This window comes from Paraburkholderia sp. BGA-UO-ETr-F12 (assembly GCF_059567945.1).
This window is the reverse complement of sequence record NZ_JCAQOZ010000066.1, coordinates 467,813-480,199: the sequence shown is the minus strand read 5'-3', so window position 1 is coordinate 480,199 and position 12,387 is coordinate 467,813. Positions and strand designations below refer to the sequence as shown.

11 protein-coding genes are annotated in these 12,387 nt (G+C 63.3%); 7 read left to right on the top strand and 4 right to left on the bottom strand.

The features are described from left to right. Nucleotides 1–272: 272 nt before the first annotated feature. Nucleotides 273–2,033, top strand: coding sequence for a sensor histidine kinase (locus AC57B6_RS35725; protein WP_496423080.1), 1,761 nt, complete (start codon nucleotides 273–275; stop codon nucleotides 2,031–2,033). On the opposite strand, the gene AC57B6_RS35720 is transcribed toward AC57B6_RS35725, so the two are convergent. After that, nucleotides 2,020–2,346, bottom strand: coding sequence for a hypothetical protein (locus AC57B6_RS35720; RefSeq protein ID WP_028199764.1), 327 nt, complete (start codon nucleotides 2,344–2,346; stop codon nucleotides 2,020–2,022). The two genes, AC57B6_RS35725 and AC57B6_RS35720, sit on opposite strands and share 14 nt — an antisense overlap. Nucleotides 2,347–2,657: 311 nt before the next feature. Beyond that, nucleotides 2,658–3,239: a DJ-1/PfpI family protein gene (locus AC57B6_RS35715; RefSeq protein ID WP_046565687.1), complete on the bottom strand. Its 582-nt coding sequence runs from the start codon at nucleotides 3,237–3,239 to the stop codon at nucleotides 2,658–2,660. A 182-nt stretch (nucleotides 3,240–3,421) separates the two neighbouring features. Here AC57B6_RS35715 and AC57B6_RS35710 point away from each other — a divergent pair, with 182 nt between their 5' ends. The 4 genes from AC57B6_RS35710 to AC57B6_RS35695 all read left to right on the top strand — a co-directional run bounded on the left by AC57B6_RS35710 (nucleotide 3,422) and on the right by AC57B6_RS35695 (nucleotide 8,040). After that, on the top strand, nucleotides 3,422–3,898 hold the full coding sequence (locus AC57B6_RS35710; RefSeq protein ID WP_028199762.1) for a BCAL1086 family glycoprotein: 477 nt from the start codon (nucleotides 3,422–3,424) through the stop codon (nucleotides 3,896–3,898). Between the two features lie 87 nt (nucleotides 3,899–3,985). After that, nucleotides 3,986–4,441 carry an Rrf2 family transcriptional regulator gene (locus AC57B6_RS35705; protein ID WP_028199761.1) on the top strand — a complete coding sequence of 152 codons (456 nt, stop codon included), beginning with the start codon at nucleotides 3,986–3,988 and terminating at the stop codon, nucleotides 4,439–4,441. Between the two features lie 144 nt (nucleotides 4,442–4,585). Beyond that, nucleotides 4,586–5,233, top strand: a complete 648-nt coding sequence (locus AC57B6_RS35700) for an NAD(P)-dependent oxidoreductase (RefSeq protein ID WP_106353912.1) — start codon at nucleotides 4,586–4,588, stop codon at nucleotides 5,231–5,233. Between the two features lie 200 nt (nucleotides 5,234–5,433). Then, complete coding sequence (locus AC57B6_RS35695) at nucleotides 5,434–8,040, top strand: mechanosensitive ion channel family protein (RefSeq protein ID WP_496423079.1); 2,607 nt, start codon at nucleotides 5,434–5,436, stop codon at nucleotides 8,038–8,040. 18 nt (nucleotides 8,041–8,058) lie between these two features. On the opposite strand, the gene AC57B6_RS35690 is transcribed toward AC57B6_RS35695, so the two are convergent. Then, the gene (locus AC57B6_RS35690) at nucleotides 8,059–8,628 is read right to left on the bottom strand and encodes a cysteine dioxygenase family protein (protein ID WP_252889297.1); all 570 of its coding nucleotides are present in this window, start codon (nucleotides 8,626–8,628) and stop codon (nucleotides 8,059–8,061) included. 213 nt (nucleotides 8,629–8,841) lie between these two features. Between AC57B6_RS35690 and AC57B6_RS35685 the strand changes: the two genes are divergently transcribed. Beyond that, nucleotides 8,842–9,324, top strand: coding sequence for an Lrp/AsnC family transcriptional regulator (locus tag AC57B6_RS35685; RefSeq protein ID WP_028199757.1), 483 nt, complete (start codon nucleotides 8,842–8,844; stop codon nucleotides 9,322–9,324). Between the two features lie 86 nt (nucleotides 9,325–9,410). Next, nucleotides 9,411–9,629, top strand: coding sequence for a hypothetical protein (locus AC57B6_RS35680; protein ID WP_496423078.1), 219 nt, complete (start codon nucleotides 9,411–9,413; stop codon nucleotides 9,627–9,629). Nucleotides 9,630–9,791: 162 nt separating this feature from the next. Here AC57B6_RS35680 and AC57B6_RS35675 read toward each other — a convergent pair whose 3' ends face one another. Beyond that, nucleotides 9,792–12,353, bottom strand: coding sequence for an FUSC family protein (locus AC57B6_RS35675; RefSeq protein ID WP_496423077.1), 2,562 nt, complete (start codon nucleotides 12,351–12,353; stop codon nucleotides 9,792–9,794). Between the last annotated feature and the right edge of the window lie 34 nt (nucleotides 12,354–12,387).

Genomic DNA, 12,387 nt, shown 5'->3' with positions numbered 1-12,387 from the left:
CTTCCTTGCACCTCGAATGGCAACGAAAGCACAATTTAAGTGCATGATGGTTTCGCTCCCGCTCTCATGATCCAAATGTGGGCAAATTATTCGATTTGATTTACGTTTAATTCAAAAGCCTGACGTTCTATGCGCAATCGCTGCGTACGGAACGATATCTGGCGGAACAAGCATGATTCCTGACGTGCCGTCTTTGTCTTCCTGCGCAAACGCCCACATAATGTGCCGTCCCCGTGCATGATCTGCCGGCCATCGACCTCCAATGCGCACGCATGAGACTGACCACTAAAGGCCTGTTGCTGATCGCGATTCCGGCTTTCTTCGAATTGGCGCTGCTGTCCGGCCTGGTCAAGGCGCAGTCTGACGCGGCACAAGCCGAGCGGTGGGCTATCCATAGCGAAGACGTGCTGCGCCAGACCACCGCGATTCTCGATCCGGTGCTGGGTGAGTCGGTGGCGCTGCGCGGCGCGGTGCTTGCCAACGATACCCGCTTTACCACGCCGGTCACGGTGTGGATGGACGTCGACCGTCGCATCGATCAACTGGCCGAGCTGGTGGCCGATAACCCGGCGCAAGTCGAACGGGTGGTGCAGGTGCGCCAGGCGGTGCAGGGCTATCGCCAATGGTCGGACCGCGTTCAGGACATGCTGCATTCGGGGCGGCGGCGCGATCTGCTCGATCGCTTTCGAGATCTGGGCGGCGCCGACGTGCTCGATCGCTTCCGCCAGCAAGTGGCGGCCTTCCAGAGTGAAGAGCGGCGCCTCGACACGTTGCGTTCAAGCGCCGCCGGCGCCGCGCGTGAACGGCAGCAGATGCTGGTCGTCGCGGCCGTGCTCGGCTCCTTGCTGTTCGTCGCGGTGGCCATCTGGTTGTTCACGCGTGGCGTGCGCGGCCGGCTCGCGCTGCTCTCCGACAATGCCGGGCGCCTTGCGGGCAACGAGCCGCTAGCGCCGATCGGTCCGGGCCGCGACGAAATTGCCCGGCTCGATCTGACCTTGCATGAAACCAGCCGGCGCCTGCTCGAAGCCGAGCGCATCCAGGCGCGCTTTCAGTCCGATCTCGCGCGCCGCGCCGGCGAACTGGCGCGCATCAACGAGACCTTGCGGCAACAGACCCAGGAGAACGAAATGTTCATCTACAGCGTGTCGCACGACCTGCGTGCGCCGCTGGTGAATCTGCAAGGCTTCTCGAAAGAACTGACGCGCGCCTGCGACGACCTGCGCGCGGTGCTGCGGCAGTCGTCGCTCGCGGCCGAGCCGCGGCAGCGCATCGAACGGGTGGTGGACGAGGATATCGGCGAGGCCTTGCACTTCCTGCAAACCGCCGTGTTGCGTGCCTCTCATATTATCGACGCGCTGTTGCGGCTGTCGCGCGTCGGCCGGGTCGAGTACCGGCAGCAAAAGGTCGAAGTGCGCGATATCGTGCCGCGCGTGATCGATGCCATGCAGGGATCGATCCGGGCACGGCGGGCGCATGTGATCGTCGACGAACTGCCGCCGGTATGGGGCGACCCGACCGCGCTTGAACAGGTGTTCGCGAACCTGATCGGCAACGCGGTCAATTATCTGGACCCGTCGCGCGAAGGTCTGATCGAGATCGGTACGACGCCGGCCCCGCCGGGCGTGCATTCGCTACGGATTTTTTACGTGCGGGACAATGGCCTGGGTATTCCGGCGATCGCGTTGCCGCGGCTTTTCAACGCGTTTCAGCGGCTGCACGGCAATGTGGCGGCAGGCGAGGGCATCGGTCTTGCGCTCGTGCGGCGGGTGGTGGAGCGCCACGGCGGGCGCGTATGGGCGGAGTCGAAAGAGGGGGTGGGCACGACGTTTTATCTGTCGCTGCCCGAAGCCGGGACGCGGGGCGCGCAGCGGTCTGTCGAAACACATGCCACGCTGGCGGACGGTGCTCACGCGGTGCAGGGTGGACGGGAAGCGCGTGCGGCAGCCGGTGATTCAGGGGGCGCGGGTCCCGGCGGCGGTGCGGTACACGCCGCGAATACCGCCCATGCCGCGCCTGGCATCAGTACGCGGTAAAGAGCCGGCGTGGTTTGAGCAGTTTGCTACCGCGGATCGACCAGTAACAGCCGCAGCAGATCAGGACCGCGATGCCGGTCAGCGCTTCGAGCGGCGCCGGGTGCAAGCCGGGCAGGCCGTCGAGCGCGAACAGGCCGCGTGCGGCGATCAACAGCGCCGCCCATAGCGAGCACGCTGCCTGCACCAGCATGCGCGTACCCGCCAGACGCCGTGCGCGGTTTTCCCGCGACCAGTTGGCCGGTGTACGTGCGCAAAAAAAAGCAATCGCCATCAGCGTGACGGCGAGAATGACGATCCAATCAGTCAGTTCCATCAAAAAAGGCTCCCAGGTCAACCCGCGACTATAGGAAAGCCTTTTGCTGCGAACTATCGGACGAGTCTCAAAGTCGGGTGCGACGAGGGCACATTCCGGGGCAATCGCATTGAGAGGTTTCTGCGAATCCGCTTCGTGGTTCTACTGAAGCTTTATCAGTCCTGCTGTCGTCGAGCGGAAGCCACAGCGGCGATAAAACGCCCCGAGGTGGGGTTCAGAATCGACGTGCGGCCAATGTAAGCCGCGTTGCCGCGCAAGTATTGCGAAGGCGAGCGCGCGTGGCCGCAAAGAGCCGGCGCGCGCCGTCGGGATCAGAGTTCGATCCGGGTGCCGAGCAGCACGAGGAATTGACGCAGCCACTCAGGATGAGCGGGCCACGCGGGGGCGGTGACGAAATTGCCGTCGGTGATTGCCGCATCGACCGGAATGTCGGCGTACTCGCCGCCGGCCAACTTCACTTCGGGCGCGCAGGCCGGGTAGGCGGAAATGCGCTTGCCGCGGATCACGTCGGCGGCGGCCAGCAATTGCGCCGCGTGGCAGATCGCCGCGATCGGCTTGCCCGCTTCGGCGAACTGCCGTACCAGCTCGATGACCTTGTGATTCAGACGCAGATACTCGGGCGCGCGGCCGCCCGCGATGGCCAGTGCGTCGTACTGACGGGAATCGGCGTCGTCGAATGTCGCATTGAGGGTGAATTGATGGCCGGGCTTTTCGGTGTAGGTCTGGTCGCCTTCGAAATCATGGATGGCGGTCTTGATCTTCTCGCCGGCTTTCTTGTTCGGACAGACCGCGTCGACGACGTGGCCGACGGCCTGCAGTGCCTGAAACGGCACCATCGTTTCGTAATCCTCGGCGAAGTCGCCGGTCAGGAACAGAATCTTCTTTGCTGCCATCGCATGCCTCCAGTTGATCAACGGAATACATCGAGCGGGCAGTCAGTCTACTCCAACACGTTTGACAGAACCGCGACGCAACATGCGGCGCGATGAACGGGTTCGCCGCGCAACGGCGTATCATGGGCGCGTTTTCGCATGCGAAAGCCGTTCGATGCGGCTCATATACAGCACATACAAATATGACTTTATCCATTCGTTCACCGTTGTTGCGCCGTGCCGCCGTTGTTGCCCTCGTGTTCGGCGGCCTCACGGCTTGTCAAAAGAATGATGCGTCGGCGGATCAGGTCGCCGGCAAGCTCAATGAGGCGGCCCAAGCCGCCGGTCAGAAGCTCGATCAGGCAGCCAGCTACGTGGGCCAGCAGGTCGATGCGACCAAGGCAACGGCGCAGCAGAATCTGGACTCCGCAGCTTCCGCGCCGTCGATCAAAATCGATCCCGCCGCGCTGGCATCGAGCGCGCAGGCCAACCTGCAAAACGCGGCGAGCGCCACGAACGCGCAGCTCGGCAAGGCGGCGGCGCTGACCGGCCAGGGCCTCGAGAACGCCGGGCGCAAGCTGCAGGAATGGTCGGCGCAAAGTTCGGCGTCGGCGGCGGCCTCCGCTTCCTCGTCGGCATCGGGCGATTCCAGCGATGCGCAAAAGCAGATGGACAAGTGAGAGGACGGTCTATGCAGCCGTCCGTTTGACAGCCGGATTAAATGTAATTACTATGGTTACACATTGTCGTTGCCGGGCAGGTTTGCTGTGAATACGAGTAGCCGGTTTGCGTTTGCTGTGCACGTGCTCGCGCTGCTGTCGTTGCAGGAGGGCGTGCCGCTTTCGTCGGAGATGATCGCGGGCAGCGTGAATACGAATCCTGCGCTGATCCGGCGTCTGCTGACCATGTTGGCCGACGCCGGTCTCACGACCTCGCAACTTGGCGCGGGCGGCGGTGCGCTGCTCGCCCGGGCGCCCGAAAGCATTACCCTGCTCGAGGTGTACCGTGCGGTGGACGACGCGCAATTGTTCGCCATGCATCGCGAGGAGCCGAATCCGGCATGCATGGTGGGGCGTAATATTCAGGTCGTGCTGCGCGGTATCATCGACGAAGCGCAGCAGGCTATGGAAGCGTCGCTCGGCGCGCGCACACTTGCGGACGCCACTGCCGACGTAGTGCGCGCCGAACGGGCGCGTGAGCGTAAGCGGCGTTCGCACGGATAACGTAGCAAAGAAGCGGTACAGAAGGGCGCGCGCGAAGTAGTCGCGACGCGCGCCTGAGAATGGAAGGGGCTGATGCCCCTCTTTTTTCCGGAATATATGTAATCAATGTGGTTACATATTGGCTTACATACCAGGAGTATCGAAATGAGCAAACAGTTGAAGATCGCGTTGTTCGGCGCCACCGGCATGATTGGTTCGCGGATCGCCGCGGAAGCGGCTCGTCGTGGGCATCAGGTGACGGCGCTGGCGCGCAATCCGGCACGCGTGCCGGCGGATCTGGCGAATGTGACGGCTGCGCAGGCCGACGTGCTCGACGCCGCGAGCGTCAGTGCCGCAGTGCGCGGTCACGACGTGGTCGCCAGCGCATACGCGCCGCCGAAAGACGACCCGGCAGTGGTGAGTCGGGCCTCCCATGCGCTGGTCGACGGCGTGCGCGCAGCGGGGCTGAAGCGCCTGGTGGTGGTGGGCGGCGCGGGCTCGCTCGAAGTCGCACCGGGCAAGCAACTGGTCGACACGGACGGCTTCCCGGATGCCTACAAAGCGGTCGCGCTGGCGCATCGCGATGCATTCGATTACTACCGCGGCATCACCGATCTCGACTGGACTTTCTTCGCGCCGGCCGCGCTGATCGCCCCGGGCGAGCGCACCGGGAAGTTCCGCACGGGTGCGAACACGCTTATCGCCGACGCCGAGGGTAATAGCCGTATTTCCGCGGAAGACTATGCGATCGCCTTCGTCGATGAACTGGAGCAGGGCCGTTTTATCCGTCAGATCGCGACGGTGGCTTACTGAGCCTTAACGTGCCGTATGGGCCCGCACGCGGCTCGTGTCGCGCGTAGTCCGTGGCATGCGTCGTAGCGGCCGCCCGGCGGACCGGGTGGGCCGCCAATCGCCGGGTTTGCGCAAGCGTCCTAACAATCGGTTACGCATGTTCGGTTGCCTGCTGTGAAACTGCGGCTACACTGGCGTCTCCCGTTTTCTTACGGATCGCCATGCAGTCATGCCAATTGCGGCGTGAGTCCGGGGCCGCGCCGTCTAACGGCGAACAACCGGCGACTCGCGCCGCCTTTCAGTTTAATTTCAATCAGATCGGATGCAGCGGTGGACGCGGTGTTCGTACTCGCGTCGCGGCGTGGTTCGGCGCGTGGGCGCTCACGGTGTGCGTCGCGCTGATCCTCAGCATTGGATGGATGCCCGCCGCGGCCCAGGCTGCCGGCGCTGGCACGCCTGTTATTCCGGCTTTACAGAGCCTGATCAATAGCGCGACAGCGACCCCTGCGTCCGCCGCCTCGGGCGCCTCCGCCGCGGACGCGGCCTCCGCGCCGTCGCCTGCGAGCCAGGCGGAACTGGCGCGCTCGCTCGACAGCGTGATCTCGACACTCGACAACGATCGGCAGCGCAGCGCGCTCGTCGCCCAGCTCAAGAAGCTGCGCGATGTCTCGCAAAACGTCGCGCAACCGGCGCCCGCGCAACCGAGCCCGGGCTTGCTCGGCGCCATCGCGTCGGGCATCGCGTCGTTCGAATCCGATGTGCATCAGGGCCGCACGCCGGTGCGCTATTGGGGCGGCCGCTTCAACGCGGCCGGCAACGAGCTCTATACGATCATTTCGGGTCAAGGGCAGGAAAGCTTCGGGCGCATCGTCTTCTCGATGATCGCCATGCTGGCCGGCTGGGGGGCGTGCGCCGGCGCGCTGATCTACGTGCAACACCGGCTGTACCGGCGCTTCGGCATCGTTCTGGGGCTCAACCCGAATCCCACCACGCGCGAATTGCTGATCTTTGCACTACGCCGCGTCGGGCCGTGGATCGTTGCCTTTCTCGCTGCCTTGCTGTTCGTGCGTGCCATGCCCGATGAGCTTGGCCGCACGCTCGGCATGGTGGTCGCCTATGCGATTGTCGCGGGCGCGGTGTTTTCGGCGATCTGTCTGATCATGTTTTCGCTGTTCGGCTCGGGGCACCGGCGAGTTGCCGTGCGTCTGCTGCTCGATCACGCGCGGCGCGTGCTGTTTGTCGTGGGCATATGCGCCGCGCTCGGCGATGCGGCGGTCAACTACGACGTCGAGCATCAACTGGGATCAAATCTCGCCGCGCTGATTTCGACGGCGGCCAACATGACTGCCGCCGTGCTCACCGGCTATTTCGCGCTGGCGTTTCGCCGGCCCGTCGCGCATCTGATCCGCAACCGGGCCTACGACCAGCGTAACGACCATCAGGCCGCGACCGACGCGTTCGACGTGCTCGCCTCGCTCTGGCATGTGCCGGTGCTGGTGCTGGCCACCGCGTCGGTGGTCGCCACGCTCGGCGGCTCGGGTTCCAGCGAAAACGTGCTGCAGATTTCGGTGGTGACCGCACTGCTGCTGGTGCTGGCATTTTTCCTGTCGGCCGTCGTGCTGCGTATGACGCGCCCGCGCAGCGCTCGCGCACGGCGCCGCTCGCCTTATCTGTCGCGCTTGTTGCGCTTTTGCGGCACGCTGCTCACGTTGTTCATCTGGCTGCTGTTCTTTGAACTGGCGGCGCGGTTGTGGGGCGTGTCGCTCGCGGAAGTCGTGGAGGAAAACGTTGCCGCGCGCGGGATTGCGCATGCGGTGACCGCGATCGTCGCAACCGTATTCATTTCATGGCTGCTGTGGATTCTGGTCGATACCGCGATCACCGAAACCCTCAATCCAGGCAGTCTGCGCAACAAATCGCGCAATCCGAGCATGCGGGCGCGCACGATGCTGCCGTTGCTGCGCAACGTGCTGCTGGTGTCGATTATGACGATTGCCGGCATCGTCACCGCGGCGAATCTGGGCATCAACGTGACGCCGCTGCTGGCCGGTGCCGGCGTGATTGGTCTCGCGATCGGTTTCGGCGCGCAGTCGCTCGTGACCGACCTGATCACGGGCCTTTTCATCATCATCGAAGATACGATTTCGGTCGGCGACTGGATCGACGTAGACGGTGGCCATGCGGGCACGGTCGAGCATCTGTCGATCCGTACGGTCCGTTTGCGCGACGGGCAAGGCGCGATTCACGCGATTCCGTTTTCACAGATCAAGATCGTCAAGAACCTGTCGCGCGATTTCGCCTACGCGGTGTTCGAAGTGCGGATGTCGTTCTCGACCGATGTCGATCAGATCACGCAACTGATTCGCGAAGTCGGCGCCGATCTGATGGCCGACTTTCGTTACCGGCGCGAAATGCTCGGACCGATCGAGGTGTGGGGGCTCGACCGTTTCGATCCGAACTGGATGGTCGTGAAAGGGCAGATCAAGACGCGGCCGTTGCAGCAATGGAGCGTGGCGCGGGCCTTCAATCTGAGGCTCAAGCGCAAGATGGACGAGGCCGGCATCGAGATCCCCGTGCCGCAAATGCGGGTGTACACGTCATCGAAAGATAGTGAAGGGCAGCCTTTGCCGGACGATGAGCTTGCGCATGGGCATGGACCTGAACACGTGCATGCCGCGACAGGCGCTTCGATGCGTGCCGCGCACGTTGCCGTGGCGGCGGCGCGCGATGTGTCGCACGAACCGCGTCCGGCGCCGCCGCCGACCGGGCAGACCGCGCCGATCCCGCCGCAGATTCCGACCGCTGGTGACGCGGGCGGTAAAAGCTGAGTAAGCCCGATGCCGGTTTCAGGCGAGCGCCGGTGCCTGAACGGTGTGCACGATGTCGTTGACGTGCGTGGCGATCTGCGCGCCCGCGACGCCGTAGATATGCAGCGAGACGGCGGGCGCGTCGCTGCAATTGCCGAGCCGGTGAATGCCGCTCCTGCCGCCACGCACAAACGACACGGCGCCGGTATTACGGGCTTGCGTTCGGGTGGCGCTTGCGCAATGCTGTGCGCCGTTCCATTCGAAGACCGTTTCGCTCAGCGTGCCCTCCAGCACCGCGTAGCCGCACCAGGTGTGGTGTGCGTGCACCGGGCTTGCCTGGTGCGGCAGCCACACCAGCGCGGCGATCGCATAGCGGCCGTGAGGGTCGGCGGCCAGCAGATGGCGGCGATAGTTTTCGGCGGAGCCTTCGCGTTGCGCCGGGGTGAGCAAGGCGGGGTTCGCGGCGGCTTCGGCAAGCGCGATGCGCATGCTGCGCGCGAAGAAGGTCGAATTCGAGGGTTCGGGGAAATTCACGCAGGCTTCGAACATTGCATCGAGCGCGTCGCACAGGTGTGCGAGCGGCGCGGTGCGAGGCGCACACGAGGGCATTTCGCGCGCGGCGGCAAACTGCGTGGCGTGGGCGGAGGAATGGGCGACGCGGGTTGAACGGGGGTCTTGGCTCATGATCGCTGTGCAGCTGGATGGCTGCTTATCGGCTATTTTTTGACAGAGATATTTATACCCGTTTGCCTGGAGAAAGAGTTTCCATATAATTCCACCCACAGTCTTAAAAGTAGAATAATTTCCTATAGGGGCGTGATGATGGGAATGGATATCATCGATCGGAAGCTGCTCGAACTGTTGCAGGAAGACGCAACGATGCCGATCGCCGAACTGGCGCAGCGCGTGAATCTGTCGCAAACGCCATGTTGGAAGCGGCTGCAACGTCTGAAAGAGACCGGCGTGATTCGCGCCCAGGTGGCGCTGTGCGACGCGCGCAAACTCGGCGTGGGCACGACCGTGTTCGTGGCGGTGCGAACGAACCAGCACACGGAGGCCTGGGCGCAGGCCTTTACGCGTGCGGTGCAGGACATTCCGGAGGTGGTGGAGGTCTACCGGATGAGCGGCGAAACCGACTACCTGTTGCGCGTGGTGGTGTCCGATATCGACGACTACGATCGGGTCTATAAGCTGTTGATCGGCGCCGTGCCGCTGTATGACGTGAGTTCCAGTTTTGCGATGGAACAGATCAAGTACTCGACGGCGCTGCCGGTGCGGCCCTCGGCGGTGGTGGAGGGCCGTTGACTGCAAGCCACGCGCAAGCTCAGTGGGCGTAGAATGCCGCCTTTCCCGATACTATCCGCGACTGCTTCGCGAACCGAGCCCGCCTCATGAACAAACCGCCGCGCAAGAAGAACCCGACTTTTGGCATTGCTATTTTCATCGTGGTCGCGGTACTGCTGGTGATCGCCACGCTCTTCTATAACGCCATCACGGAAAAGCGTGAGTTCGACCGTCAGAACGCACCGGAGCCGACGGTTTCTTCGGACGCGGCGGCGGCTACGGCGGCGGCTACGGCGGCGAAACCCGCGAGCGGCGCTGCGCAATAAGGCACACGAAGACACACGACGCGATCGATCGACGATCCGCCGCCGCGGTCGGTTCGGCGGAGCTTGCGCCTCGTGCGGTGCTGGTTGCCGGCACGTGCTGAAAGCCTGCTTTGAACGTATGGCGCACGACGAGCCCGGGCCGCTATAACGGCCCGTTTCGTATCACGCTTCTGCCGGCAGCCGGATCACGCTCGCATCCTTGCGAATCTGCGCTGACGCCGTCAGCATCTGCTTGCACTGATGGGCGAGCAACTTCATGTCGTGCACGGCGTCCGCCGAATAGTCTGGCGATTTCTCCGTCTCGACCACCATCACATCCAGCTCACGCATCAATTGTTTGATCTGTTCGCCCTGGTCGGCGGGCGATGCGCTACCCGCTTCGGCCTCGGTCAAATTGTCGCGGACCACGCTCAGCGCGCGCTGCAATGGCTGTAGCGAGACAGCGTCGCCCTGCTGCGCGGAGGTGCGCAGCAACGGCGCGGCCGCTGTGATCTGCGAGGCGAGCACGTGGCTGCGTATCAGCAGGTCGTTCAGTTCCGGCACGAACTTCTGCGCGGACTTCGGCTCGAGCATCATGCGCTGGAACGCCTGGCCCAGATTGGCAAACGCTACGTGGACGTTCTTGCGCGCGAGCCGGTAGCGATAATCGCGATCAAGCGCGGTTGCAGCGGCCACCGCGGCAGCGGATGCCCCGCCTGCCGGCTTGGTGCTCGCGTTGCTGACGGCGGCGGCGTCGCCTGAACTCGGCTTGGCACCCGCATTAGTATTCGGATTGGCAGCGGCGGTTGCACCCATGTTTGCAGCGGCGCCGGAGCCGGTTTGAAGTACCGCGTTGCCGCTCGTAGTTGCTCCAGCGCTTGTTCCAACGCTTGTTCCAACGCTTGATCCAGCATTTGCCATCGCGCGCACCGGCTTGCCGAAATCGATCGCCGGATCCGCCATGGCCGCCGCGGGCGCAAATGCACCGGCTTCCGTTACTGTGGCCACCACCGCGGCCGCCGGCTTGCCGCTCCACCACCAGCTCGCTTCCAGATACTGCCGCGTGGCATTGATCATGTTGTTGACCAGCTTGCCCATCAGCCGGTATTCCCAGTAGGGGAACAAGTGGCTTGCCGCAATCGCGATCGCGCAACCCACCACCGTGTCGATCGCGCGTTCGCCGATGATGCGCATACTGCCCGGCGCGAGCAGATGGAACATGAGCAGCACGTACGAGGAGGTGAACACCACGCTCGCCGTGTAATTGAACAGCAGCAGGCTGTAGCTCATCACCATCGACGCGAACATCACCACCAGCAGGATGTGCGGCTCCTTGACGAAGATCATCAACGCGATGCTCGCCGCACAGCCGATCAGCGTGCCGACGATCCGCTGCCCGTTGCGCTGTTTGGTCAGCGAATAGCCCGGTTTCAGAATGATGACCGTGGTCATCACGATCCAGTAGGCATTCGTGAGCGGCAGCAGGCGGCCGAGCCAGAAACCTATCGCGACCGCAATCGTCACGCGCAGCGCATGGCGGAAGCTCGGCGAGGCCATGGTCAGATTCGAGAAGATCTGCCCGAACGGCACACGGCGGCTCGATACGAAGCGGGAAAGCGCCTGGTCGAGGCGCAATTCGGTTTCAGTTCCGCTTGCGCCCGGATCGCTCGACAGGCTTTTACGCATCTTGTCGATCAGGCGCGTGGCGCTCCAGATACGCCGGAAGGTGGACGATATCGCCGAATACGCCTCGGGATTTTTGCTCGGCAGGTCCTGCTTGCGCATCAGGTCGATCTCGAACTCGATGGCGCGCAACTCGGCTTTGACATTCACGCGAATACGCGGCGGCTGGTTTTGCAGCACCGCGAGTCCAATTTCTTCGAGATCGGCCGCGGATTTGCGAATCAGATCGCGGTAGAACACCAGCAGATCGGAGCCGCCAAACGTGTTGCGCACCAGCGAATAATCGACATGCGTGCCGACAAACAGCTCGTGCAGATCGACGGTATTGATGAACAGATTGAACAGCATGGCCCGGCGCGGCTCAAGCCGGCCGGTTTTCAGCTTCGGCAGATTGCGCAGCACGATGTCGCGCGCAGCATCCTGACGATCGACCGCGGAAATCTGTTTGTCGACCAGGTTGCGATAGCACTCGTCGAGATCGTTATCGAGATCGTAGAAGGCGGCGCGCGCGAGCAGATAGTCCGCGCACGCGAACACACTTTCGGCGAGCGCCTGCTGTTCGATGCGATGCATCATCCAGCGGCTGACGAAAGTCGACCAGTACGTGTACCAGAGACCGCCCACCAGAATCCACGACGCGTTGACGAGCGCCTGCATCGGCGTGAAATGCTCTTCCAGCGTCATGACCATCATGAACAGCGTGGCAAAGCTGATTTGCGGCCAGCGGTTGCCATACACGACGATCAACGAGAGCACGAACGTGAGCGGCACGACCGTGCACCACAACGCCACCGAGTTGACCGTGGCGAGGCCGGTGGCGAGCGCGGACAGGAAGCCGATCACCGTGCACGCCAGCATCTCGTTGTGCTTGTACTTGAGCGGGCCCGGCATGTCGACCACACATGCGCCGAGCGCGCCGGTCGCAATCGTGAAGCCGAGGTCGCGATCGTGAAATACGATCAGACACAGGACGGCCGGTAACGACACGCCGACTGCGATGCGCAGGCCGCCATAAAAGTACTGGCTGTAAAGGAATTTTTTTATTTCAACCGAATAGCGCATCGACTGCCTGAATTCCATTCACTGAGAAAACGCG

What these genes read in the sequence shown, in the direction of transcription:
- AC57B6_RS35725 (WP_496423080.1), top strand. Translation starts at nt 273, where the DNA reads ATGAGACTGACCACTAAAGGCCTGTTGCTGATCGCGATTCCGGCTTTC.
- AC57B6_RS35720 (WP_028199764.1), bottom strand. Translation starts at nt 2,346, where the DNA reads ATGGAACTGACTGATTGGATCGTCATTCTCGCCGTCACGCTGATGGCG.
- AC57B6_RS35715 (WP_046565687.1), bottom strand. Translation starts at nt 3,239, where the DNA reads ATGGCAGCAAAGAAGATTCTGTTCCTGACCGGCGACTTCGCCGAGGAT.
- AC57B6_RS35710 (WP_028199762.1), top strand. Translation starts at nt 3,422, where the DNA reads ATGACTTTATCCATTCGTTCACCGTTGTTGCGCCGTGCCGCCGTTGTT.
- AC57B6_RS35700 (WP_106353912.1), top strand. Translation starts at nt 4,586, where the DNA reads ATGAGCAAACAGTTGAAGATCGCGTTGTTCGGCGCCACCGGCATGATT.
- AC57B6_RS35695 (WP_496423079.1), top strand. Translation starts at nt 5,434, where the DNA reads ATGCAGTCATGCCAATTGCGGCGTGAGTCCGGGGCCGCGCCGTCTAAC.
- AC57B6_RS35690 (WP_252889297.1), bottom strand. Translation starts at nt 8,628, where the DNA reads ATGCCCTCGTGTGCGCCTCGCACCGCGCCGCTCGCACACCTGTGCGAC.
- AC57B6_RS35685 (WP_028199757.1), top strand. Translation starts at nt 8,842, where the DNA reads ATGGGAATGGATATCATCGATCGGAAGCTGCTCGAACTGTTGCAGGAA.
- AC57B6_RS35680 (WP_496423078.1), top strand. Translation starts at nt 9,411, where the DNA reads ATGAACAAACCGCCGCGCAAGAAGAACCCGACTTTTGGCATTGCTATT.
- AC57B6_RS35675 (WP_496423077.1), bottom strand. Translation starts at nt 12,353, where the DNA reads ATGCGCTATTCGGTTGAAATAAAAAAATTCCTTTACAGCCAGTACTTT.